23 protein-coding genes, 1 tRNA gene and 1 other RNA gene are annotated in these 23,940 nt (G+C 35.5%); 18 read left to right on the top strand and 7 right to left on the bottom strand.

The features are described from left to right. Positions 1 to 15 precede the first annotated feature (15 nt). From H6F32_RS11175 to pheS, 7 genes are all read left to right on the top strand, one after another. The gene (locus H6F32_RS11175) at positions 16 to 1,131 is read left to right on the top strand and encodes an LptF/LptG family permease (protein WP_190369430.1); all 1,116 of its coding nucleotides are present in this window, start codon (positions 16 to 18) and stop codon (positions 1,129 to 1,131) included. 148 nt (positions 1,132 to 1,279) lie between these two features. Continuing rightward, positions 1,280 to 2,005: a response regulator transcription factor gene (locus H6F32_RS11170; protein ID WP_190369407.1), complete on the top strand. Its 726-nt coding sequence runs from the start codon at positions 1,280 to 1,282 to the stop codon at positions 2,003 to 2,005. 16 nt (positions 2,006 to 2,021) lie between these two features. Further along, entirely contained in the window at positions 2,022 to 3,704 is a 1,683-nt protein-coding gene (locus H6F32_RS11165) for a SpoIIE family protein phosphatase (RefSeq protein ID WP_190369406.1), read from the top strand. A 3-nt stretch (positions 3,705 to 3,707) separates the two neighbouring features. Next, a complete protein-coding gene (locus H6F32_RS11160) occupies positions 3,708 to 4,124 on the top strand; it encodes an ATP-binding protein (RefSeq protein WP_190369405.1) in 417 nt (138 codons plus the stop codon). Between the two features lie 207 nt (positions 4,125 to 4,331). After that, positions 4,332 to 4,736, top strand: coding sequence for a universal stress protein (locus H6F32_RS11155; protein ID WP_190369404.1), 405 nt, complete (start codon positions 4,332 to 4,334; stop codon positions 4,734 to 4,736). Positions 4,737 to 4,764: 28 nt separating this feature from the next. Further along, on the top strand, positions 4,765 to 4,968 hold the full coding sequence (locus H6F32_RS11150; protein WP_190369429.1) for a zinc ribbon domain-containing protein: 204 nt from the start codon (positions 4,765 to 4,767) through the stop codon (positions 4,966 to 4,968). Positions 4,969 to 5,000: 32 nt separating this feature from the next. Beyond that, positions 5,001 to 5,993, top strand: a complete 993-nt coding sequence (gene pheS / locus H6F32_RS11145) for a phenylalanine--tRNA ligase subunit alpha (protein WP_190369403.1) — start codon at positions 5,001 to 5,003, stop codon at positions 5,991 to 5,993. A gap of 149 nt (positions 5,994 to 6,142) precedes the next feature. Here the strand turns inward: pheS and H6F32_RS11140 are convergent, their stop codons facing one another. The 3 genes from H6F32_RS11140 to H6F32_RS11130 all read right to left on the bottom strand — a co-directional run bounded on the left by H6F32_RS11140 (position 6,143) and on the right by H6F32_RS11130 (position 8,260). Beyond that, positions 6,143 to 6,568, bottom strand: coding sequence for a type II toxin-antitoxin system VapC family toxin (locus H6F32_RS11140; RefSeq protein WP_190369402.1), 426 nt, complete (start codon positions 6,566 to 6,568; stop codon positions 6,143 to 6,145). A 4-nt stretch (positions 6,569 to 6,572) separates the two neighbouring features. After that, positions 6,573 to 6,845, bottom strand: a complete 273-nt coding sequence (locus tag H6F32_RS11135) for a hypothetical protein (protein ID WP_199294544.1) — start codon at positions 6,843 to 6,845, stop codon at positions 6,573 to 6,575. A gap of 119 nt (positions 6,846 to 6,964) precedes the next feature. Beyond that, a complete protein-coding gene (locus H6F32_RS11130; protein WP_190369401.1) occupies positions 6,965 to 8,260 on the bottom strand; it encodes a glutamate-5-semialdehyde dehydrogenase in 1,296 nt (431 codons plus the stop codon). A gap of 212 nt (positions 8,261 to 8,472) precedes the next feature. Between H6F32_RS11130 and H6F32_RS11125 the strand changes: the two genes are divergently transcribed. After that, positions 8,473 to 10,467: a zinc metalloprotease HtpX gene (locus H6F32_RS11125; protein ID WP_190369400.1), complete on the top strand. Its 1,995-nt coding sequence runs from the start codon at positions 8,473 to 8,475 to the stop codon at positions 10,465 to 10,467. Between the two features lie 568 nt (positions 10,468 to 11,035). On the opposite strand, the gene H6F32_RS11120 is transcribed toward H6F32_RS11125, so the two are convergent. From H6F32_RS11120 to H6F32_RS11105, 4 genes are all read right to left on the bottom strand, one after another. Then, positions 11,036 to 11,980, bottom strand: coding sequence for a LysR family transcriptional regulator (locus H6F32_RS11120; protein ID WP_190369399.1), 945 nt, complete (start codon positions 11,978 to 11,980; stop codon positions 11,036 to 11,038). A gap of 225 nt (positions 11,981 to 12,205) precedes the next feature. Next, positions 12,206 to 12,475 carry a helix-turn-helix domain-containing protein gene (locus tag H6F32_RS11115; protein ID WP_313926627.1) on the bottom strand — a complete coding sequence of 90 codons (270 nt, stop codon included), beginning with the start codon at positions 12,473 to 12,475 and terminating at the stop codon, positions 12,206 to 12,208. Positions 12,476 to 12,795: 320 nt separating this feature from the next. After that, positions 12,796 to 14,691 (bottom strand): 1-deoxy-D-xylulose-5-phosphate synthase, encoded by a 1,896-nt coding sequence (dxs, locus tag H6F32_RS11110; protein ID WP_190369398.1) that lies wholly within the window; start codon positions 14,689 to 14,691, stop codon positions 12,796 to 12,798. A 159-nt stretch (positions 14,692 to 14,850) separates the two neighbouring features. Continuing rightward, entirely contained in the window at positions 14,851 to 15,504 is a 654-nt protein-coding gene (locus H6F32_RS11105) for an S-layer homology domain-containing protein (protein ID WP_190369397.1), read from the bottom strand. 317 nt (positions 15,505 to 15,821) lie between these two features. Here H6F32_RS11105 and rpiA point away from each other — a divergent pair, with 317 nt between their 5' ends. The 10 genes from rpiA to queF all read left to right on the top strand — a co-directional run bounded on the left by rpiA (position 15,822) and on the right by queF (position 23,721). Continuing rightward, on the top strand, positions 15,822 to 16,523 hold the full coding sequence (gene rpiA, locus H6F32_RS11100) for a ribose-5-phosphate isomerase RpiA (RefSeq protein ID WP_190369396.1): 702 nt from the start codon (positions 15,822 to 15,824) through the stop codon (positions 16,521 to 16,523). Positions 16,524 to 16,871: 348 nt separating this feature from the next. Next, positions 16,872 to 18,044, top strand: coding sequence for an aldo/keto reductase (locus tag H6F32_RS11095; RefSeq protein WP_190369395.1), 1,173 nt, complete (start codon positions 16,872 to 16,874; stop codon positions 18,042 to 18,044). A gap of 231 nt (positions 18,045 to 18,275) precedes the next feature. Further along, positions 18,276 to 18,836, top strand: a complete 561-nt coding sequence (locus H6F32_RS11090) for a hypothetical protein (RefSeq protein ID WP_190369394.1) — start codon at positions 18,276 to 18,278, stop codon at positions 18,834 to 18,836. Between the two features lie 434 nt (positions 18,837 to 19,270). Next, on the top strand, positions 19,271 to 21,325 hold the full coding sequence (locus tag H6F32_RS11085) for an elongation factor G (RefSeq protein WP_190369393.1): 2,055 nt from the start codon (positions 19,271 to 19,273) through the stop codon (positions 21,323 to 21,325). Positions 21,326 to 21,640: 315 nt separating this feature from the next. Then, a tRNA-Ile gene (locus H6F32_RS11080) sits at positions 21,641 to 21,713 on the top strand. Between the two features lie 90 nt (positions 21,714 to 21,803). After that, on the top strand, positions 21,804 to 22,070 hold the full coding sequence (locus H6F32_RS11075; RefSeq protein WP_190369392.1) for a YciI family protein: 267 nt from the start codon (positions 21,804 to 21,806) through the stop codon (positions 22,068 to 22,070). A 37-nt stretch (positions 22,071 to 22,107) separates the two neighbouring features. After that, positions 22,108 to 22,204, top strand: an RNA gene (ffs, locus tag H6F32_RS11070) — signal recognition particle sRNA small type. A gap of 36 nt (positions 22,205 to 22,240) precedes the next feature. Then, a complete protein-coding gene (locus H6F32_RS11065; RefSeq protein WP_190369391.1) occupies positions 22,241 to 22,624 on the top strand; it encodes a phasin family protein in 384 nt (127 codons plus the stop codon). Between the two features lie 165 nt (positions 22,625 to 22,789). After that, on the top strand, positions 22,790 to 23,185 hold the full coding sequence (locus tag H6F32_RS11060) for a hypothetical protein (RefSeq protein ID WP_190369427.1): 396 nt from the start codon (positions 22,790 to 22,792) through the stop codon (positions 23,183 to 23,185). Positions 23,186 to 23,328: 143 nt separating this feature from the next. Then, a complete protein-coding gene (gene queF / locus H6F32_RS11055) occupies positions 23,329 to 23,721 on the top strand; it encodes a preQ(1) synthase (RefSeq protein WP_190369390.1) in 393 nt (130 codons plus the stop codon). Positions 23,722 to 23,940 lie beyond the last annotated feature (219 nt).

Genomic DNA, 23,940 nt, shown 5'->3' with positions numbered 1-23,940 from the left:
ATACCAATTAGCATTATGGATCGCTATTTAGCTATCCAACTAATTCCACCATTTTTATTTGGAGTTGGTGCATTTACCTCTGTAGTTTTAGCCATAGATAGTTTATTTGAATTATTACGTAAAGTGGTTGAGTCTGGATTACCAATTAATATCGCTTTCCAGATTTTTGTGCTTAAATTACCCTATGTAATGGTTTATTCCTTCCCCATGTCCACATTATTAGCTACCTTAATGACCTATAGTAGACTATCCAGTGAAAGTGAACTAATTGCATTAAGAGCTTGTGGAGTTAGTGTTTATCGCATGGTTTTCACGGCGGTAATTTTAAGTTCTTTAGTAACAGGAATCACTTATGTAGTTAATGAGCAAATTGCTCCTGCTGCTAATTATCAGGCGACAATTACTTTACAAAATGCTCTAAAATCAGATCAACCTTCTACTAAACAAGAAAATATTTATTATCCTGAATATCAAGATTTAAAACAAGCTGATGGTCGCCAAACTAAAATATTAAGTCGCTTATTTTATGCCGATCAATTTGATGGTAAACAAATGAAAGGTTTAACCGTTATTGATCGTTCTAAAGCCGGAGTGAATCAAATAGTAATTGCAGAATCAGGAAAATGGAATTATAGTCAACAAGTGTGGGATTTTTATAATGGTACAATCTATTTAGTTGCTTGGGATAATTCCTATCGAAACATTTTACGCTTCCAACATCAACAATTACAACTTCCCCGTACTCCCTTAATTTTAGCAGAGGGTAGCCGCGATTATGGAGAAATGAATATTGCTCAAGCACAAGAACAATTATATATTGAGCGTCTTGGAGGTAATCAACAAAAAATCCGTAAGTTAGAAGTTAGGATTCAACAAAAAATTGCTTTTCCTTTTGTCTGTATTATTTTCGGTTTAGTCGGTTCAGTGATGGGTAGCATTCCTAAACGTACTGGCAAAGGTACAAGTTTTGGTATTAGCGTTATCGTTATTTTCACTTATTATTTACTACTATCTGTTTCCGGTGCTTTAGCTCAAGCTGGTATTCTTTCTCCTATTATTGGTGCTTGGTTGCCAAATATATTTGGGTTAATTGTGGGTTTATTCTTGCTAGTGCGCAATGGACAAAGATAATTGCTTTAAACCTTTAATTTAGCTCATATTAGCTCATAAACCTACAATCTGCTGTAATTAAAATTCTGTAAATTATGATCTACTAGCGAAATTCACCAATAAGACGCTATTATTTACATAATTTTACATATTTAGTGAAACTTTAGCTATGAGTAAAATTCGCGTTGCACTCATTGAAGATCATGAACTTACCCGTGTTAATACTCGCATCTCACTCTTACAACAGGATTATATAGAAATAGTAGGAGAAGCGGAAAATGCTCATCAGGGATTAGGAATTATCCAAAAATTTCAGCCAGATATTGCTATTGTTGATATAGGTTTACCAGATCAAGATGGAATCGAATTAACTAGACAAATTAAAGCGATCGCTAACAGAAAAAACTGGAAAATAAAAGTATTAATTCTCACATTATACAATAATCAACAATCTGTACTAGCCGCTTTTGCTGCTGGAGCGGACTCTTATTGTATGAAAGATAATGAGTTTGAGCATTTATCAAAAGTTGTCCAAGTAACTAATAATGGAAATTCTTGGATTGATCCAGTAATTGCTAGTATTGTCTTAGAACAAGCTAGAAAAAACTCATATCAGTTAGAATCTACATCTTCAGAGACCAGAAATTTTATTATTGATTCCACATCCACATCAAGCAAGAAAAAAATGCCTACAAAACCTTATATTGTCACTGATAGAGAATTGGAGGTATTACAACTAATAGTAGAAGGTTGTAGCAATGCTGTGATTGCTCAAAAACTTTATATTAGTATTGGTACTGTAAAATCTCACGTTCGCAACATCATGAATAAACTCAGTGCTAATGATCGAACTCAAGCTGCGGTAGCAGCCTTACGTTCTGGGTTAGTTGCATAAAAAGTAGAGTCAAATTATGGCTAAGAACAAGTTAGATAAGCTCAAACTAATGGTAGTAGATGATGAACTAGATAATTTAGATTTACTGTATCGAACTTTTTGGCGAGATTATCAGGTTTATCAAGCTAGTAATGCCAATGAAGCTCTCTCTATCTTAGATCAACAAGGAGAAATGGCGGTGATTATCTCTGATCAAAGAATGCCAGATATCAATGGTAGTGAATTACTTAGGTTAACAGTAAATCGCTTTCCTGACACTATTAGAATCCTCTTAACTGGTTTTACAGATGTTGAAGACCTAGTAGATGCTATTAATTCTGGACAAGTTTTTAAATATATTACTAAACCTTGGAATCCTCATCAACTTAAATCATTAGTGAGTCAAGCTACGGATACTTATCGTCTAATTAAAAAACGAACTCAAGAATTATCTCGTGCTTTAAAGAGAGAATCTTTATTTAATCTAGTTAATACAGCAATTAGAGATTCCTTGGACTATGATAATATGCTGCAAAAAATAGTCCATACTATTGGAGAAAATTTTACAGCTAATTATTATTTATTACAGTCTGTAGAAAATAATTTCATACTTAAAAAACAGTTTTTTTATCAGAAAAATAATCCAGAATTATTAAATAATGATTTTGATGCCAACTTATTAATTGAAAGTGTTTTGCAAAATAGACATTACCAAATAAGTCAAACTATTTCTGATCGGACTACTTGCAGTTATTTAGTTGTTCCCTTAATATACCAACAAGATTTATTAGCTATTTTGGCTATTGGCAAATATAGTGATAATACTAATAATTGGTCACCAGAAGATATTGATTTAATTATCAGTATCTCAGAACAAGCAGCTTTAGCTCTTTCCCAAGCTAAACTTTATCAAAGTTTACAAGAAAAACAGGAACAAATTCGCTCAGAATTAGAAGTAGCTCGACAAATTCAATATAATTTATTAAGACAAAGTTTACCAGAAATTTCCGGGGTGAAAATTCAAGCTCGTTGTTATCCTGCGCGGGAAGTAGGAGGTGATTTTTTTGAGGTTTTAGTTGATCCTCAAGGTTATTTATGGTTAGCAGTTGGAGATGTTTCAGGAAAAGGTGTACCCGCAGCTTTATTTATGGCCAGCACTATTTCCTTATTGCGTCGGGAATTATCCCAAGAAACACCATCAGAACCTCATATCATCATGCAAAATCTCAATCACGCTTTGTTAGATGATTTAATGATTAATAATTCCTTTATTACTTTGATTTTATCACGATATCACCCAAAAACCAAAGAACTTATTTATGCTAATGCTGGACATATTTATCCTTTAGTATGGTTAAAAAAATCTATCATGAATGATGATCCTAAATATTTAAAACTAAGAAGTGTTCCTTTGGGAATTTTACCAAAATGGCCAGGAAAATCTGGATCTTTAATCATGTCTTCAGGAAAGACTTTACTACTAGCTAGTGATGGTATTACGGAAGCAACTATATCCTCAAATTTGAAAATGTCAATCAGTAATCACAATAAAGATAAACATTCTGGAACCAATGATTTCATCCTCAAACAAGAAGGGTTATGGTATTTAGTTAAATCTCAACCTAGTCCTTTGATATTGGATAATATTTTGAATTGTATTCAAGCTAATAATCATATTCAAGAAGATGATCAAACTATACTTTCTCTGGAGGTTTTATAGATTATGAAAAGCGAACTTCGTGTTCCTAGTGATTTATGTTTTATGAAGATCGTAGAAAATTGGTTACTAGGATGCTTAGAATTGACATTAGCCAATTCTATAGATTATTTATATCAATCAGCCTGTATTAGATTAGTTTTAATTGAAGCATACTCTAATGCTGTACGTCATGCCCACAAAAATCAAAAGGATATACCAATTTTACTACGTTTAGAAGTGAAAGATCGCAACGTTACCTTAGAAATTTGGGATCATGGAGAAGGTTTTGACTTGTCTAATTATTCTCCTCCCAACCCAGAAGAAAAAAAAGAATGTGGTTATGGTTGGTTAATTATGACTCGTTTAATGGATAAGGTAGAATATCGTTTAAAGTTAAATGGAGGAAACTGTCTCACACTGGAAACAACGTTACCACAATGATTTAGTAGGGAATAGGTTAATCCAACAGTATTACAATTTAGACGATAGTTGTTATATCTTAAAAATAAGCTTATTTGATTGATTTATGAACCTGACTATATTGAGAATAGATATTGATGATCACTCTGTTTCATGATAAAAACAACGATAGAATCAGGTCTATAGGATATAGTATTTTTGAGAAACCAATATTGCTGAGATAAATATATGTTTAAGACAGTTTTGTTTCCAATTGATCAAAGTCGAGAAGCACGGGAAGCTGCTGAAGTAGTTGTAAACATTGTGCAAAAGTATGGTAGTCGGTTAGTATTACTATCTGTGCTTCAAGAACCATCCGATACTCCTAGTAGTTCTCCTATGGGATCACCCCAAGTAGTGGCAAACCTGCTCAAAAATGCTCAAGCATTATTTTCTCAACAAGGTATTCAGTCAGAAGTGATTGAAAAACAAGGTAAACCTGCTTTTACTATTTGTGATGTAGCTGATGAGGTAGGAGCTAGTTTAATTGTTATGGGTTGTCGTGGATTAGGACTAACTGATGAAGGTATAAATGATAGTGTTACCAATCGAGTCATTAATCTTTCGCCCTGTCCAGTATTAATTGTACCCTAAACTACGGATTAATTTCCAGGTTTAGGCTATCAATTTCAGGGTATCTGCTGTAGTACATCCATCCTGTGGTCACGTCCATGTTAAACTAGGTGCTTCTAAGAAGTTAAAATGCCCAAATTGTGGACGTTTTCTTCCTAGAGATTGGAACGGTGCTTTGGGGATTTTCCTCAAAGCATTGCCAGATATTGCCGAGTTAGGGACTAGATATCCTGGCTTGAAGTATCTGAAATAGTCAAAATAGCGCAATATCATTAATACTAACTAATGAGTAATAATTTAGAAGCACAACTTTTACAATTACAACAACAAGGAGAAACAGCGATCGCTGCTGCTGACTCCCTAGAACGCCTAGAAGACCTGAGAATTAACTATTTGGGCAAAAAAGGTGAATTGGGTGCTTTGCTGCGGAATATGGGCAAATTAACGGCGGAAGAACGACCCAAAATTGGTGCGATCGCTAACACTGTTAAGGAAGTATTACAAGAACGTTTAGACAAACAAAAACAAATCCTAGAATCTGCCCAAATACAAGCACAACTAGCAGCAGAAACTATAGATGTGACAATGCCAGGAATTTATCGTCCTCAAGGTCGCATTCATCCACTTAACGGCATAATTGATCAAGCAATGGATATCTTTGTAGGTATGGGTTATACCGTTGCCCAAGGTACAGAGATGGAAACAGATTACTACAATTTTGAGGCATTAAATACACCTCAAGATCATCCAGCACGGGATATGCAGGATACCTTTTATTTACCCGATGGTAACTTATTAAGAACTCATACTTCTGCTGTGCAAATTCGCTATATGGAAAAGGAAGAACCCCCCATTAGAATTATTGCTCCAGGAAGAGTGTATCGCAGAGATGATGTGGATGCAACTCATTCGGCGGTTTTCCATCAAATTGAATTGTTAGCAGTAGATGAAGGATTAACCTTTACAGATTTAAAAGGTACGGTTAAAGTATTCCTACAAGCAATGTTTGGAGACTTACCAATTCGTTTCCGCGCTAGTTATTTCCCTTTTACTGAACCTTCGGCAGAAGTAGACTTACAGTGGAATGGTAAATGGTTAGAAGTGATGGGTTGTGGTATGGTTGACCCAAATGTACTCAAATCTGTAGGTTATGATGCAGAAGTATATAGTGGTTTTGCCGCAGGTTTTGGTGTAGAAAGGTTTGCGATGGTATTACATCAAATGGATGATATTCGTCGTTTATACAATAGTGATTTACGCTTTTTACAGCAGTTTTAAGTTAAGATATTATTAGTGGTTAATTATACTTAATTAACCACTGGTTTATGACATCATACATATCACTCCAGTATAACTACTGACAACATGACCATCTCCACACATTTGATATTTATATGTTACCAAACCTTCTAAACCCAAATACTCAATTAAGGAAATATTTGAAAATAATGACAATGCTTAGGTCTAATTATGCTAAAATCACGCCGATCTAAAGTTAAAACCTTAGTAATATTCATTCTTTCTGCGATCGCTGTAATTGTAGCATCAACAAAATCTAATTGACTATCAGAATATTGAGTTAAAATTTCAGTAGTTCGTTGTAAGTCTTCCTTAGTAATAACCTCAATCATCATATTACTAACAACTAAATCTGCTAAAAATTGCCTCATAATATGATGTCCTAAACGTGAAGCAATTAAATAACTAACCTCTGGTAAAACAGTCATTGGTAAAATTAAAGGTTCTTTTAAATTAACAATAATATCAAGCACTAAATTATGATTTTTGTCCTTGCGGTTAACAGTTGCTAGTAAAAAACTAGTATCTAAAATTTTATCTAAAATTGCACTCATCTAACTAATTTTTTAAACTCCATCCAGAAATATTATTGATTTCTTGAGACAAAATTTCCTCATCTGTTTCTGATAAATCAGTTTCAGTTGATTCAGCTATTCCAGCTATTTTTAGTAAAAAATCTACACCTTCAGGTTGAGAATTAGCCTTAATATTATTAGCATTATAACTTGTTTTAAACTGTAAATAATTAATAAAATTAGGTAATTCAGCTAAAGCCTCAGTAGGTAGTTGTTCAATAGATTGAACTATTTGCTGACGATTAAGAATAGTCATATTAACAATAAAAATAGAATCAACTTAATTGTAACCTATAACAATTCTAGTGATATTTGTCAACTAGTTGGCAAATATGATCATCAAACTGAGGAGTTAGACTAAAAAAGTCAGGTAAATTAATCAATTAAATCTCGATGAGTAAAAGATTTAGCATTTACTCCAGTATAACTACTGACAACATGACCATCTCCACACATTTGATATTTATATGTTACCAAACCTTCCAAACCCACAGGACCACGGGGGGGCATTTGTTGGGTACTAATACCAACTTCCGCGCCAAAACCATAACGGAAACCATCGGCAAAACGAGTGGAACAATTATGATAAACTCCAGCCGCATTAACTAACATCTGAAACGTTTTTACTGCTTCCATATCTTCCGTAATTATTGCTTCTGTATGCCGAGAACCATAATTATTAATATGATGAATAGCATCGTTTAAAGAATCAACAATTTTAATGGAGATAATTAAATCACTATATTCTGTTTGCCAATCTATCTCTGTAGCAGGTTGAATATTTGGTACTATTTGTAAAGTGGCTTCGTCTCCTCGTAATTCCACATTTTTCTCAACTAAAGATGCTGCAACTTTCGGTAAAAATTCTGCTGCTATACTCCTATGAATTAATAAAGTTTCCACCGCGTTACAAGCCGCAGGATATTGAATTTTTGAATCTACAGTAACATTAATTGCTTTATTAATATCTGCCTTTTCATCTACATAAATATGACAAATTCCATCAGCATGGCCTAATACTGGAATGCGAGTATTATCTTGGACAAATTTCACAAATTGATTAGAACCTCTAGGAATAATTAAATCAACATATTTATCTAATTTTAAAAGTTCTAATATTTCTTCTCTAGTAGTTAATAATTGTACAACTTGAGGATTTACAGCAGTTTTTTCTAAACCTTTTTTAATAGCTTTGACTATAGCTGTACAAGAATTTAAGGCTTCTTTTCCACCTTTGAGAATCACACCATTTCCTGATTTAATGGCTAAAGAAACTATTTGAATTGCTGCTTCTGGCCTAGCTTCAAAAATAATCCCTAAAACGCCTAAAGGACAACTAATACGTTTGAGAATTAAACCTGTGTCAATTTCTCGATGAATGGAAATTTGTCCCACAGGATCAGGTAATTTTGCTACATCACGCACACCAGCGATCGCATCTCTTAATTTATGTTCATCTAATTGTAACCTTTTGTAAAGAGGTTTAGCAATACCTGCATTTACCGCTTCTTGACAATCAATAGTATTAGCATTAATAATTTCTTCTTGGGCAGATTCTAAAGCAGCAGCGATCGCTAAAATCGCCTGATTTTTCTCTGTAGTTGACAATAAAGCCAACTTACTAGCCGCTTCACGAGTTTCTTGGGCAATATTTACTAAAGAACTAATCATGGTTAAGAATACTTTACAGTTTGTTAAAAATATATCTAAAAATATATCAGATTAATAACTTTTGCGAAATTCTCATGACAAAACATGAAAGATTAATTATCCATAGATAACATGGCGGAAAAGTCAAAAGTCAAAGTTTAGCAATTACCCATGACCAATTACCTATTACCAATTGTCAATTATTAATTGTCAATTATATCAGGGAGATGCCAATGTCACTACAATCAGGTTTAGATGCCTTTCAGCAAGGACGTTATGAAGATGCGATATATCTGTTAGAACAAGTTGCACAGATGTCCTTAGAACTTAATTCTCCAGATTATCTCACTTCGCAAATGTGGCTAATGAAAGCCTATCAAGCCACTGGGGACATAGACAGCGCCAAAATTATTTGGCAAAAACTCATCAACAGTGATAACCCAGAAGTGCGGAAATGGGCGCAGCAAAACCGTGTTATTGAAAACCAACAATCTAGCAATAACAGCAATAATATAGTTAAAGCTGGCCGGGCTGCCACTGCAGGGGTAAAATTAGCAATGGGTGGAGTGGGAGGAAGTTTAGCCCTAGCATCCACAGTCACCATCAGCTTACTATTTGGTATGGTATTTGTCTTAGGATTGGCCATAGTCCTGATATTAGATAGCAATAATTCAGCTATGAGTTTGGCGATCGCTGTAGCCATTACAATTATCTTTAATACTGCCGCCTTTTTCCTATCACCCTACCTAATGGATTTAACCCAAAGTTGGTTATATCATACCCAATGGGTAGATATTGCTGATCTTGAAAACCTTAGTCCAGAAACCGGCAGAATTATCCGCCAAGTTTGTCAAGAAAAAAATATCACCACTCCCAGGTTAGGTATTATAGATGACCAAAACCCCACCGCTTTTACTTATGGTTCATTACCCAACAGTGCGCGGTTAGTGGTAAGTCAAGGGTTATTTACCTATCTTGATGATGATGAAGTCGCTACAGTTTACGCCCATGAACTTGGCCATATTGTTCATTGGGACTTTGCTGTAATGACCCTAGCATCTACCTTAGTACAAATCTGCTATTTAGTATATGTTACAATCAAAAGATTTACTAGAGGTGGCGGAGACAGCAAAGTTAAGGACGCTTTACAAACAGCTAGTTTAGTGGCCTATATTTTCTATGTTGTGGGTACATATTTATTATTGTACCTATCTCGCACTAGAGAATATTTTGCCGATCACTTTGCGGCTGAAACCACTGGTAACCCTAATGGACTATCTCGCGCCCTTGTCAAAATTGCCTATGGTATCTTAGAAGAAGGTTCAAGATCAGCAGAACCTAGTCGTTTAATAGAGGGTACACGATCCCTGGGTATCTATGATCCTAAAGCCGCCGCTTCCACAGGTACAGCCTATCGTATTTCCTCTGACACCAGCAAAATAGGATCAGTATTCCTTTGGGATATGTTTAACCCTTGGGGTTGGTGGATGGAATTAAACTCTACCCATCCCCTCACAGGTAAACGAGTTCGCGCTTTAAGTACCTACGCTGAACAATTAGGCCTACCAATGGAATTTGATATGGGTAGAGTCATTGGAGAAGGTAAACATTTAGACAAAACCAAACTTTATGGTAACTTCTTTGTAGATGTGATTCTCTATGGTGCAGAAACCATTGGTTTTGTAGGAGGTTTAATTATTGGTTCAATTCTGGCCAGTAGTTCTGGAAACTCAAGTATGATACTCGCTGGAATATTTGTAGGTTTGGGAGTTGGTATTTTAGTTAAAGCCTTTGTGATGTTTCCAGACTACGGTAATGCCATACCTACTGACATTCTCACTCTCATGTCTGATCCCTATGCTAGTCCGTTACGGGGTAAACCTGCAAGATTGGAAGGTGAACTTATTGGTAGAGGAGACGCAGGGTATAAATTTGGTTCTGATTTGAAATTACAAGATCCTAGTGGAATGCTATATCTACATTATGCTTCTCGCTTTGGACCTATCGGTAATTTCTTATTTGGAATGTCCAGAGTACAGAGTTTAATAGGTCAACAAGTGGGAACTATTGGTTGGTTTCGTCGTGGTATTATGCCCTGGATGGATTTGGTACAATTGGAAGGGGAAAATGGTACAATAGTCAATAGTTATCATCGTTTTTGGTCTATTGTTTTAGGTAGCATTTCCATTATTTTTGGAATTGTGTTAACTGTGGTTTTAAGTAAATAGTATTTGTAGGTAAGCTAATGTGCAGTACTCACTGTATAATTAAAAAACCTGAAGTTACAGTAGCACAAGCATCTTGCTTGTATTAATTCAGGACTTACGCAACTGACACATTCTTAGGGTGTGGTTCGACAAGCTCACCAACCACGTCAGACAGTATAAATCCTGCAAATAAACAGATTTTTGATATCTGACGCACCCACTCAACAGATTTTTTGGTGTGACGCTTGCGTAAGTCCTAAGTTTACTAAAGTAAACTTTACTTATTAGCCATGAAATTTATTTCATGGCGGGTTTAGAAGCTATAGCGTAGCCTGGCGTATACCTACGGCAGCTACGCTATAGCTATAGTATTTGTAGCTTAAGTTGACACTTGGAAGCAACGCTAAACCCTTAAACTTCACCACTACCAGTTTTCTGAATTGGAGTATGATATTTATTTTGCGCATTAGCGAAGCGAAGCACTTTCAATGCGTTAGATGCAAATTTTCAAATTTTGAATTTCTCAATTTCATATCTAAGTTCAGCAACAGCTAAAGTCAAGTGATTTTTACCCAGTTGATATCAATACCTACTCACTACGATCCACTAAAAAAGTGCTGTGAGGAGGAATTATCCCTTGTTCATTGATTGTCTTAGCTGCTTCTAGGAGATAATCGTAATAAGTACGAGCAATAATAGATAATTGCTTTCCTGATGGATGTACCATATACCAAGTACGTTTGATCGGAAAATTCTCTACATCTAATATACTAAATTCTGCCGCATCTGTTAATAGTGTATGTTTAGATAATACTGATATTCCTAAACCTCCAGCGATCGCTTGTTTAATTGCTTCATTACTTCCTAATTCCAGCTTAACTTTAACCTTTACACCATATTCATCAAATAAACTTTGCACAGCACTACGAGTACCCGAACCAGGTTCACGCATAATAAAGGGTTCTTCTCCTAATTGTCCTATAGGTATATTTTTTACATTTGCTAAGGGATGATGAAGAGGTGCAAATACCACTAAAGGATTTTCTAAAAAAGGCTCATAGGTCACTTCCATATTATCTGGAATTTGACTCATAATATAGATATCATCCATATTATTCATCATTCTATCCATAATTAACTCATGATTTGTCACTTGTAAAGAAATATCAATTCCTGGATACATTTGACAAAAAGGACCTAATAATCTAGGAATAATATATTTTGCCGTTGTAATTACCGCTAACTTTAATTGACCTTGTTTTAGACCTTTTAAATTAGCTACAGTCATTTCAAATTGAGAAATCGTCTCAAATATTTGTCGACAAGTATTAAATAACTCCCTACCTGCTTCTGTCAAATAAAGACGTTTTCCCACTTGTTCAAATAATGGTAAGCCCACAGATTTGGTCAACTGCTTAATTTGCATAGATATGGTAGGCTGAGTTAAAAATAACTCTTCAGCAGCACGGGTAAAGCTACCATGACGTGCGGCTGCTTCAAACACCTTCAACTGGTGCAATGTCGCTTGGTTCAAGGTGATTCTCCTCTTTATAGTAATTTACAGAACATTTAATTTACTGTGATGTGACGCTTATTTTACCATTATTGGTGATAAAAATATTAGATTGAATTATTGTAACATCAAATTTGCGTAGTGTAGTTATACAACTGTCCTAGAAATATTAATATTGTTGCCAGTAATATGAGGTAGTTCCTTCTTTTTAAATTTGGGATATTCAGATAGTCCTTTAAAGAATCTTTAAAATGCTTCACTTAAATACTCAAAAGTATATTGAGTGATTTTCTGACAAATATCTTTTTCTTTAATCCATATTAATTCAGGTTTTACATGATTATTAAAGAACTTTTTAAGTAGATATTTGTTTTGCTTTAATCTATTTTTATACAAATATTGCCAAGTTGCTAAACCCCAATTATAGGTAAACGTGGTTATAGCAGCGTGTTTAGCCATTAATATTTCTTGGGTTTTGTTTTTAAGGATAAAAGCATTGTTAAAGGGGGAATACACTCATTGTTTCCTTGTGTAATTTTATTAGAAAACGATGCACGGATAAAACAGTTTTTGCAATTATTTTAAGGTAAATATTGCTAATATTAGGCAGTTTTTATAGATATGACTAATTTTGTAGCAAATTTACTCTTGTTTACTCCTAAATATCTTGTGAAGGTTTGTCTATGTGTGTTTAGTTTTGTATATAAGATTGTTAACTAGGAAATAGCTCATATTTTATGTAAACTATGGGTGCGTTACGAAGACAGCTAACGCACTTTACGTATTTTATGTAAATTATTGGTGCGTTACGAAGACAGCTAACGCACCCTACGTATCTATTTTACAGTAGCTAATTCTTTTTTAAAAAATGCTTGTAAAATATTATCGGCTATTTGTTCACTAGTTAAACCTAATGTAGCGTAAGATTGATCTGGAGTAGCATGATCTACTAAAACATCCGGTACACCAAGACGTTTCACTGGTACAACTACATTAGCATCAAGCAACGCTTCCGCCACTGCAGAACCAAAACCTCCCATTAAACAACCTTCTTCTAAAGTCACAACTTTGCCAATTTGTTGGGCTAAAGGTAATATCAACTCAGTATCTAAAGGCTTGACAAATCTCGCATTAATTACACTAGCTTCAATACCATGTTCACTAAGAATTTCTGCGGCTTGCATTCCTGGATATACCATCGTACCATAACCGATAATTAACACATCATCGCCCTGACGCAATATTTCCCCTTTACCAATTTCCAAAGTTTCCCAGCCTTCTTCCATCAAAGGTACTCCATGTCCATTACCACGAGGAAAACGCATCGCTATAGGTCCATCAGTGTATTCGATACCTGTAACTACCATTTGCTGTAATTCAGCTTCATCCTTGGGTGCCATTAATACCATGTTGGGAATACAGCGTAAATAGGCAATATCATACATTCCTTGATGAGTTGGACCATCAGCACCAACAATACCTGCTCTATCCAAGCAGAAAAATACAGGTAAGTTTTGAATACAGACATCATGTACTATTTGATCGTAACCACGTTGTAGAAAAGTAGAATAAATAGCTACAACAGGGCGCATACCTTCACAAGCTAAACCTGCGGACAATGTAACCGCGTGTTGTTCAGCTATGCCCACATCAATATATTGATTCGGCAGTTTAGACTGAAGTTTATCTAAACCTGTACCAGTGGCCATTGCGGCGGTAATACCTATAATTTTGGGGTTCTGCTCCGCTAATTTCACTAAAGTGTGTGAAAAAACTTTGGCATAAGATGGAGGTTTAGGTTTGTTAGAAGGAATGGCTTTACCAGTGGCTAAATTAAAGGGTGTTTGGGCATGATAACCTACTTGGTCTTTTTCTGCCATTTCATAGCCTTTACCCTTAACAGTGGCGACATGAACCAGCACTGGACCAATAATTTGATGTGCCTGTTGGAAAGTAGCAATAAGTTCTTCTAAGTTATGGCCATCCACTGGACCCATGTAGGTAAAACCGAGTTCTTCAAATACAGCGCCAACCTTAGAAACGGCTAAACGCTTCATGCCTTCTTTGATACGTTCCAGTTCATCACCAACAAAGGGGATATGTTTAAATTGTTCTTCAAAATTATCAGAGATAAATTGTACAGGTGGACTGAGACGCATTTTGTTAAGGTAACGGGGAATAGCTCCAACATTAGGAGAAATAGACATTTCATTATCGTTGAGAACTACCAATAGGTTAGTTTTAGGCAAATGTCCAGCATGGTTAATAGCTTCTAAAGCCATACCTCCTGTTAATGCACCATCACCAATAACAGCAACGGTTTTAAACTTTTCACCTTTAGCATCACGGGCTAAAGCCATACCCAGGGCGGCAGATATGCTGGTAGATGCGTGTCCTGCACCAAAATGGTCAAATTTGTTTTCACAGCGTTTAAGATAACCAGCAACTCCATCTTTTTGGCGAAGGGTGTGGAAGTTGTGGTAACGTCCCGTAATTAATTTGTGGGGATATGCTTGATGTCCTACATCCCAAATTACTTTGTCCCGATCTAAGTCCAATGTCTGATAAAGTCCTAGAGTTAATTCTACAACTCCTAAACCTGGTCCCAAATGTCCGCCAGTTGCGGCTACGGTTTCTAGGTGTTTTTCTCGAATTTGTCTAGCAATTTGCTGTAATTGGCGAATTGATAAACCGTGCAACTGGTTGGGATGGGCAATATCACTCAGGTGCATATTATAAGGGATTCCTCTCTAACTTTATTTGTGGCATTATCTAATTTTTACACTTTTTTACACTGATTTGCCCAAGTTAGCTATCAGAAGTCAACAGTCACCTAGTCAGTAGGGGTTTAGCACTGCTAAACCCAAAACTCCGCACTCCCCACTCGGCAATTAAGAGGATAGTAAAGGCATTTGTGGATATTGTTGCCTTCTGAGTAAATACCTGCTCAAAACATAAGCTATATCAGCCCTTGTCATCGGTTCTAAGGGTTTAATATTGCCTTGGCTATCTGTTTTAATAAAATCTTCGGCAATGATAGTAGCAATACCTTTTCTTGCCCATTGTGGTATATTATTAGCATCAGGATAAGATGATAAAATCTCATACACTGTTTTTGAAGGAAATTGAAACACTCCATAAGCCTGAGCAAAAATAGCTAAACCTTCTGCTTTGGTGATTCTTTGGTTAGGAAAAAACATACTGTCTCGATAACCTTTCATCACTCCAGTTTTTAAGACAGTCTGAATATCTTGATATGCCCAATAATTAACAGGTACATCTGCTATAAATATATCTTTCTTGGTTTTATTAATTTGCCTTTTATCTAAGGCGAAAGTTTTAACTAATATCTCCGCTAATTCTCCACGAGTTATCAACATTTCCTCATAAAAATTTCCATCAGGAAAGTTATTCATTAAATTAGCTTCAATCACTGCTTGAATGTAATCTGATTGGTTTACAGGTGTTACTTCTGCTGCCATTGCTGGATAATTTTGCAGAACAACAGTAAATAATGTAATTATACTGATGATTAATTTTTTCATATTCAATATTATTATCTGCTGGCTTAATTGCTCACCTCCACATTCTATCACAATCAAACTTGATCGGCATCACTATTGAGATATATTAGGCAAATAAATCATTAAAAATATCAATAATATCCATCAAAGATCGAAAATATTAATTAATAGATATAAAAGTAAATATATAAATAAATATAAATATTTGGGTTGTGAGTTAGTATCTAATAAAAATGATCTCATCGAGTTCATCAACTTCTGCAAAAATCAGGGATCTTTTTGTTCACTAATGATTTACGATGTCTATAGAGATTAATAATTACTAAGGAAATAAAAAAATGTCCGATCCGGTAACATTGATGAAACAAGAAGTTGGCAAAGCAGCGGCCGCAATGGTACAATCTGGTTCAATTGTCGGATTGGGTACAGGTTCAACCACAGCTTACACTATCCAATATTTAGGTGAAAGACTGCAATCTGGTGAACTCAAGGATATTGTGGGTATTCCCACATCTTTTCAATCAGAAGTTTTAGCTAAAAAATATGGTGTACCTCTGACTACTTTGGATGCTGTAGACCATATTGATATTGCTATAGATGGTGCTGATGAAGTTGATCCTCATAAAAATCTGATTAAAGGTGGTGGTGCTGCCCATACCCGGGAAAAGGTGGTAGACTACTTAGCTGCACAGTTTATTGTTGTGGTTGATAGTGGTAAGCTAGTAGATAGACTGGGCGCTGTTTTTGCTGTACCTGTGGAAGTGATTCCTATGGCACTTACTCCTGTAACTAATGCAATTAAGGAGTTAGGAGGTAAACCAGAATTGCGTATGGGCGTGAAAAAGGCAGGTCCAGTAATTACGGATCAGGGTAATATGGTTTTAGATGTGCGATTTGATAGCATTCCTGACCCTGTAAATTTAGAAAAGATTCTCAATAATATTCCTGGAGTGTTGGAAAATGGCATCTTTGTCAATTGTGCTGATGTGGTTTTAATTGGTGAAGTGATTGATGGTAAACCAGTAGTACGTCGTATGTAGCTATCAGCTTTCAGTAGTCAGTAGTCAGTAAGGGTTTAGCATTGCTAAACCCTGTTAAGAATCAGATTCCCGACTTGTTCAAAAAGTCGTGAATCTGAATTTACCATAAGTGTGATATAATATTCGTGTTTATTTTGTGTTCAAGACACAACCAATAACAGAACTTACACAACTGGCACATTAGTAGCCTGCGTCAGATATCAAGAATCTGTTTATTTACATAACTTATGCTGTCTGACTTGGTTGGTGAGTTTGCCAAACCACACCCTACATCAGATTTTTGGTGTGACACTTGCGTAAGTCCTAAATAACATACATTAAAAATACATTATTACCTAAAATACTATTATGTTATATAGAAGATTTGGCCGTACAGAATTACAAATGCCAGTATTCAGTTGTGGAGGAATGAGATATCAATACAAATGGCAAGATGTTGATTTTAAAGATATTCCTCCTGCACAACAGGAAAATTTAGAAAATACTATTTATCGTGCTATAGAGTTGGGAATTAATCATATTGAAACTGCCCGTTTTTATGGAACTTCAGAAATGCAGTTAGGGCAAATTTTACCAACATTAGCAAGAGAAAAATTAATTGTCCAAACAAAAGTTACACCATTTCCCGATCCTCAAGATTTTCGGAAAACTTTTGAAAAGTCTATGGCTTATCTCAAGTTAGACTATGTTGATCTTTTAAGTTTACATGGTATTAATAATCAAGAAATATGGAATTACAGTGAAAAATGTTGGCAGGTTGCTAAACAATTACAAGATGAAGGAAGAGTCCGCTATATCGGTTTTTCTACCCATGCACCATTAGATGTTATTTTGACAGCAGTTAATAGTAATTTATTCGATTATGTAAATTTACATTGGTACTATATTAATCAGTATAATTGGAATGCTATTGAAGCAGCTAATAAATTAGATATGGGGGTATTTATTATCAGTCCATCTAATAAAGGTGGTTTATTATATCAACCTTCTCAAAAGTTGATTGATATTTGTCAACCTTTAAGTCCAATAGTGTTTAATAATTTGTTTTGTTTAAGTCATCCACAAGTACATACTTTAAGCATTGGCGCTGCTAAACCTACAGATTTTGATGAACATTTAAAGACTTTACAATTATTAGATAGGGCTGAAGAATTTCTCCCTCCAATTATTGCTAAGTGGCAAAAAACTGCGGTGGATATTTTAGGGGAAAATTGGTGTAAAACTTGGGATGAAAATTTGCCTAGTTGGGAGGAAACCCCCGGAAATGTCAATATGAAAACTATTTTATGGTTGTTGAATTTGGCTTTGGCTTATGATATGGTGGATTATGGTAAAATGCGCTATAATCTTCTAGGTAATGGTGATCATTGGTTTCCTGGTAATCGCGCTGATAAGGTGACAGAGTTAAATTTTTCGCAATGTTTGATTCATAGTCCCCATGCTGATAAAATACCAGCAATGTTAGCTCAAGCTCATGAACTTTTAGGAGGAGTTGAGGTAAAAAGGTTATCAGCTAGTTAGCACTGAACAACAAGAACAAAAAACAACAACAAAGACTTGGGTAAATTAACTAAAGTTGCTAGTTATACCAAAAAAGCGATCGCAAGGAGTAAAAGTTACTAAAATTCGCGGACTGTAACTTCAGGTTTTTTAATTATACAGTGAGTGCTGCACATTAGCTTAATAAATGCAAAAAGTTGATTGTTTCTCTCTAAGTATCTTTACTTGCTGCTCTTTTATGGATTTTTAATCATGATGCAAAAATATACTTTATGGACTTTGATGGTGCTTTTTTCGTTGATTTTTCAGCAAAATTTAACTATTGCTGCGGAGAAAAACCAAGTTGTTAATAATTCCCAAAAAATTGCCCAACAAAAAGCTAATTCTCAACCTCATCCAGTGTTTAAATCCATTTTACCTAAGTTAAAACAAACTACTAAAATTAAAATATTTTTACCTACTTATATACCTGAAAGTGATAGACCTAATCCTATTTATGCTATTCTGGAAACTGTTTCTAAAGATAAGTATGAGATATTACTAGGTTTTAGTCCTGACTGTAGTGGTGGTAGTGCTTGTCGTTTAGGTATGATTACGGCTGAAGCTGTGACTGCAAAAACACCCAAATTAACCGGTAAGTCAATATTATTACGCAAAGGAATTACTAGTTACTTTATTGAATCTCGTTGTGGTGCTAATTGTTCTGATGGTACTTTAAGCTGGAGAGAGAAAGGTGTTCAGTATAGTGTAGGTATTAAGGCGGGCGATCGCAATACCTTAATTAAAATTGCTAAATCAGTAGTTACACCATAGTTTAAATTGTTGATAAGCTAATGTACAGCACTCACTGTATAATTAAAAAACCTGAAGTTACAGTAGCACAAGCATCTTGCTTGTATTAATTATTCAAGTTAAAGGAACAACAGCTTATCTGACACTCACTGTATAATTAAAAAACCTGAAGTTACAGTAGCACAAGCATCTTGCTTGTATTAATTATTCAAGTTAAAGGAACAACATAATAACGGAAACTGCTGTAATTTTACAAAAATTAGATATTGGCCATTAAAGTTAGGAATACTTAATATTTCTTAACTTATATCTTACGATAAAATACAATCACTTGAAATTTGAATTAAAAGGAGGATAATAAAAAATTGAAAGCAGGAATGATTCTCCTGTAGTAAAAATGAATTACTCCTGCAAATAACTAAAGTGCGGTTGAAAAACACCGTAAAGGAGGGGTTATGAGTGAAAAAGTAAAATCCGGTTCACGGAATGTGGCTATTGTTGGACCTTATTTAAGTGGAAAAACCACATTATTAGAAAGTTTGTTATTTGTGACTGGGGCAATTTCTCGCAAAGGAAATATTAAAGACGGGAATACTGTAGGAGATAGTGCTAATGAAGCACGTGATAGAAAAATGAGTGTGGAAATATCCGCAGCAAATACTGAATATGAAAATACTCGCTTCACGTTTTTAGATTGTCCTGGTTCGGTAGAATTTGCCCAAGAAACATACAATGGTTTAATGGGAGTAGATGCGGCCATTGTGGTTTGTGAACCTGTTAAAGATAGAGTTTTAACATTAGCACCATTATTAAAATTTCTGGATGATTGGGAAGTTCCCCATATTGTTTTTGTGAATAAAATGGATCGGGCAAATATTCATGTTTTAGAAATATTAAAAGCCCTAAAAGCAGTTTCTAGTCGTCCGTTAGTTTTGCATCAATATCCCATTATGCAAGGGGAAAAATTAACGGGATTTATTGACATGGTAAGCGAAAAGGCGTACCAATATCATGCCGGCGCACCTGCGGATCTTATCCCATTTCCTGAAGAATTAAAAGCGGAAGAACATGGAATTAGGGCAGAAATGTTAGAAACTTTGGCCAATTTTGATGATCATTTGCTAGAAGAACTTTTAGAAGATATTGAACCACCTCAAGAAGAAATTATCCAGGATTTAAAATTTGAATTAGGTGCAGATTTAGTAGTACCTGTTTTCTTTGGTATTGCTGAACAGGATTTTGGTGTTAGACCTTTATTAGAAGCATTATTCAAGGAATCACCTGAACCTGAAACTACTATGAAACGCCGTTTACAAGAAATTAATGATACTCCTGTGGCGCAGGTTATTAAGACTTTCTATACTCCCCAAGGAGGTAAACTTTCTTTAGTAAGAGTATGGCAAGGAATATTAACGGAAGGTGTTGTTTTAAATGGTGTACGTGCTGGAGGAATTTATCGCTTAATGGGGCAACAACAACAGCAAATTAATCAAGCTGTACCTGGAGAAATTGTGGCTATTAGTAGGTTAGAAGGAGTAAAAACGGGAGATACAATTTCTGCTAATAATTCGTCTAGTTCATCAGTTCAACAATTACCAAAAGCACAACAATTAGAAACAGTTTTTGCGTTAGCTATTAAACCAGAAAAACGCAATGATGAGGTAAAATTAAGTACAGCAATTTTGAAGTTGTTAGAGGAGGATCCGGCGTTAAATTGGGAGCAAGATGGGGATACCCATGAGGTGATATTGTGGGGACAAGGGGAAATACATTTACAGGTGGCTTTAGATAGGTTACGTCGCAAGTATAATTTACCAATTTCTACCCATTTACCTCAAGTTCCCTATAAGGAAACTATCCGTAAGTCTGTAAATTCTGTACATGGACGTTATAAGCATCAAAGTGGTGGCCATGGCCAATTTGGTGATGTTTATTTAGATATTCAACCTTTACCTAGAGGCCAAGGTTTCAATTTTAATGAGAAAATTGTCGGTGGTGTGGTTCCTAAACAGTATATTCCCGGCGTGGAAATGGGAGTACGGGAGTTTTTGTTACATGGTCCTTTAGGTTTCCCGATGGTGGATGTGGCTGTAACTTTAACTAATGGTTCTTATCACACTGTGGATAGTTCAGAACAGGCTTTTAAGCAAGCTGCTCGTTTAGCTATGCAGTCTGGTGTGAATCAAGCACAACCTACTCTCTTAGAACCAATTTTAAAGGTAGATGTGAATACTCCTAGTGAGTTCACTTCTAAGGTGTTACAGCTTGTAACGGGTAAAAGAGGGCAAATTTTAGGTTATGAAGGTAGGGAAGACTGGCCCGGTTGGGATAATGTGAGTGCATATTTACCCCAGGCCGAAATGCAGGATTTTATTGTAGAATTGCGATCGCTCACTTTGGGTGTTGGTTCTTTCCATTGGGAAGAAGATCATCTCCAAGAAGTACCGGAAAAACTCGCTGAAAGAATTTTAGTTACTAGTGGTAGTAACAGTAACGGTAACAATAAATAGTTTATTAGGACACTCTTATATGGGTGTCCTAAATTTTATATCGCGCCAATACAAAAATCAATAAAAAGGCAAAAGTGTAACAGTAAGCTGATGTGCAGCACTGACTGTATAAATAAAAAACCTAAAATTACTGTAGTGCAAGCATCTTGCTTCCATCTAATATCCAAATTAAAAGTACAACAGCTTAACAGTAGGTTACTCAAAAAATATCAGAAAATGTATTTTTAGTTATTGAAATTTTGCTTTGTTTATGTTATAGTGTCATAGGATTATCTAAAAAACCTGATTTAACTAAAAATCATGGTGTTCTGATCAGCGCCTTTGGCCGATTGGGGAGGCAACGAACTCATAATTCGTCTTCAGGCTGGTTCGATTCCAGCAGGGCGCATTAATTTTTTGGTGTGGTAGTGATTTATTGATCTCTACTTAATTCTACGTTTTAATGGTGTAATTAAGCTAGTTTATCAGTATAAAAAATATGCCTTGGTTTGTGAAAATAGAAGCGGGAAGGGTGGATAAAGCCACATTTGACCAATATGTACCTGCCCATAAAGCGTATGTACAGGATTTGATTGCTCAAGGACATAAAGCGAAAACAGGTTACTGGGCTGTGAAAGGTGGGGGAATGATGTTATTTGAGGCCACATCAATGGATGAAGCGAAAAAAATTGTAGCGGCAGATCCCTTGATATATAACGGTTGTGTGAATTATGAACTTTTTGAATGGAAAATTGTTGTAGAATGATGCACCATTTTCAAAATTTAGTGTTATGATATGAGAAGACCTGGAACTATGCAACTTCAACGCCCAAACCTTGTCAGGACCGGAAGGTAGCAGCAATAAGGGATGCTTGTGGTAGGCGTAGCCTCCGGGTCGCCCCATTTTAGGCAATTTCATAGGAGCTTTCAGTAGCAATGCCTGGTTTTGGAGATATGGTACAAAAGGCTTTTTACCTGGGTGTGGGAATAGCTACCTACGCAGGAGAAAAAGCAGGGGGAAAATTGACAGAATTGCGATGGCAAGTACAAAAATTAGCAGATGAAATGGTAGCTAAAGGCGAAATGAGTACAGAAGAAGCTCGTCGCTTTGTTGAGGATATGATGAAGCAAGCTCAACAGCAACCAATATCTCAAGAAACAGTAGAAAAAACAACCTCATCTGAACCTCGACGCATAGAAATTTTAGAGGAAGATGAAGGAATAACTGTGAAACAGCCAAAACAAGATAATGTAGATCAGCTACGAGATCAAGTGCGAGAACTACAGGAGCAGTTAAAAAGGCTGCAACGCGAGTCCTAAATGTCAGTTTTTGACTTATGTAAAATGGTGATAAACCACAGTTATAAGTAGTGAAACACTAAACAATAAGCAAATAGTGACGCTATATTATCTATCCTGTATTTTAGCACTGTCTACTAGATAACATTATGCGTCATGTTTATAGTCAACAATGGTGTGAAGTGTATGGAACAATGGCAAAAAGACTTAATAAACATGATGGAAACTGTAGCTGATCAAGTAGAGCAGTTCTTCCTGGGGATGAATGATATGGTAGATGCTTTTTTTGAGATAACAGAGGAAATTACTGAGCAAGTACAGAATACTGTGACAACAGAGATTGATCAGTTTTTAGAGGAGCTTGCTGAACCAATTTTAGAAATTTACTGGGAATTAGAAGATATAGTAGAAGAACTACACCCTGATTTTCCTTATGCTGAGGAAGCTACACCAGAAAAAAATGCTGTTTGTATGGGTTGTGTTCATTATCATGGACAGGTTTATGGTGGTAATTTGTTAGTGTGTGGGATGCACCCCTATGGATGGGATGATGAACACTGTCCTGATAAGGAAGTTGGTTAATAGCTGTTAGGAGTCAGACGCTACACATACCTAACGGTATGGCTTAGGCCAGGCTGCGCTATCATTCCCAGTCAGGCAGGCTATGGGTTTTATATTCAGTTAACTACTGCTATATTATTAATGAATAATTTGATAATTAACTCATGAGTAAATTGACATCTGATTTAGAAGTGAAATATGGAGAAAGGGAAATTGCGGAAGGCAAATTAATTACTTTTCCTAATCCCCGCATTGGCCGACGCTATGATATTAATATTACTTTGCCAGAATTTACTTGTAAATGTCCTTTTTCGGGTTATCCTGACTTCGCGACGATTTATATTAGTTATGTACCAGATGAACGAGTGGTAGAATTAAAGGCTTTGAAATTATATATTAATAGTTACCGCGATCGCTATATTTCCCATGAAGAGTCAGCAAATCAAATTTTAGATGATGTTGTGGCTGCTTGTGATCCTTTAGAAATTACGGTAAAAGCTGATTTTACTCCTCGTGGTAATGTGCATACAGTAGTTGAGGTTAAACATCAGAAATAGGAGTCAGCTTAATCTCAAAAAAAATGAAATAATGAAATTATGTAGCGACTGTCTTGAATGTCAAGCGATCGTTAAGGAAAAAGGCGTTGCTGAATTGGGGTATGATTATGATATTTACTTCGCGCATTAGCGAAGTAAAGCAATTATGTTAGGTACAAAGGCGCAAAATTTCAAATTTTGAACTTGTCAATTTCATACATAAGTTCAGCAACGCCATGG

The sequence above is a fragment of the Anabaena sp. FACHB-1237 genome (assembly GCF_014696225.1).
In the GTDB taxonomy this organism is placed as follows: Bacteria; Cyanobacteriota; Cyanobacteriia; order Cyanobacteriales; family Nostocaceae; genus FACHB-1237.
This window is presented reverse-complemented; position numbering and strand designations above follow the sequence as displayed.

Bases quoted from the DNA above. Each gene is read 5' to 3' on its own strand.
- H6F32_RS11135 (WP_199294544.1), bottom strand. From the start codon at position 6,845: ATGACTATTCTTAATCGTCAGCAAATAGTTCAATCTATTGAACAACTA.
- H6F32_RS11105 (WP_190369397.1), bottom strand. From the start codon at position 15,504: ATGAAAAAATTAATCATCAGTATAATTACATTATTTACTGTTGTTCTG.
- H6F32_RS11090 (WP_190369394.1), top strand. From the start codon at position 18,276: ATGATGCAAAAATATACTTTATGGACTTTGATGGTGCTTTTTTCGTTG.
- dxs (WP_190369398.1), bottom strand. From the start codon at position 14,691: ATGCACCTGAGTGATATTGCCCATCCCAACCAGTTGCACGGTTTATCA.
- H6F32_RS11140 (WP_190369402.1), bottom strand. From the start codon at position 6,568: ATGAGTGCAATTTTAGATAAAATTTTAGATACTAGTTTTTTACTAGCA.
- H6F32_RS11085 (WP_190369393.1), top strand. From the start codon at position 19,271: ATGAGTGAAAAAGTAAAATCCGGTTCACGGAATGTGGCTATTGTTGGA.
- H6F32_RS11155 (WP_190369404.1), top strand. From the start codon at position 4,332: ATGTTTAAGACAGTTTTGTTTCCAATTGATCAAAGTCGAGAAGCACGG.
- H6F32_RS11170 (WP_190369407.1), top strand. From the start codon at position 1,280: ATGAGTAAAATTCGCGTTGCACTCATTGAAGATCATGAACTTACCCGT.
- pheS (WP_190369403.1), top strand. From the start codon at position 5,001: ATGAGTAATAATTTAGAAGCACAACTTTTACAATTACAACAACAAGGA.
- H6F32_RS11075 (WP_190369392.1), top strand. From the start codon at position 21,804: ATGCCTTGGTTTGTGAAAATAGAAGCGGGAAGGGTGGATAAAGCCACA.
- queF (WP_190369390.1), top strand. From the start codon at position 23,329: ATGAGTAAATTGACATCTGATTTAGAAGTGAAATATGGAGAAAGGGAA.
- H6F32_RS11175 (WP_190369430.1), top strand. From the start codon at position 16: ATGGATCGCTATTTAGCTATCCAACTAATTCCACCATTTTTATTTGGA.
- H6F32_RS11125 (WP_190369400.1), top strand. From the start codon at position 8,473: ATGTCACTACAATCAGGTTTAGATGCCTTTCAGCAAGGACGTTATGAA.
- H6F32_RS11130 (WP_190369401.1), bottom strand. From the start codon at position 8,260: ATGATTAGTTCTTTAGTAAATATTGCCCAAGAAACTCGTGAAGCGGCT.
- rpiA (WP_190369396.1), top strand. From the start codon at position 15,822: ATGTCCGATCCGGTAACATTGATGAAACAAGAAGTTGGCAAAGCAGCG.
- H6F32_RS11060 (WP_190369427.1), top strand. From the start codon at position 22,790: ATGGAACAATGGCAAAAAGACTTAATAAACATGATGGAAACTGTAGCT.
- H6F32_RS11095 (WP_190369395.1), top strand. From the start codon at position 16,872: ATGTTATATAGAAGATTTGGCCGTACAGAATTACAAATGCCAGTATTC.
- H6F32_RS11165 (WP_190369406.1), top strand. From the start codon at position 2,022: ATGGCTAAGAACAAGTTAGATAAGCTCAAACTAATGGTAGTAGATGAT.
- H6F32_RS11065 (WP_190369391.1), top strand. From the start codon at position 22,241: ATGCCTGGTTTTGGAGATATGGTACAAAAGGCTTTTTACCTGGGTGTG.
- H6F32_RS11160 (WP_190369405.1), top strand. From the start codon at position 3,708: ATGAAAAGCGAACTTCGTGTTCCTAGTGATTTATGTTTTATGAAGATC.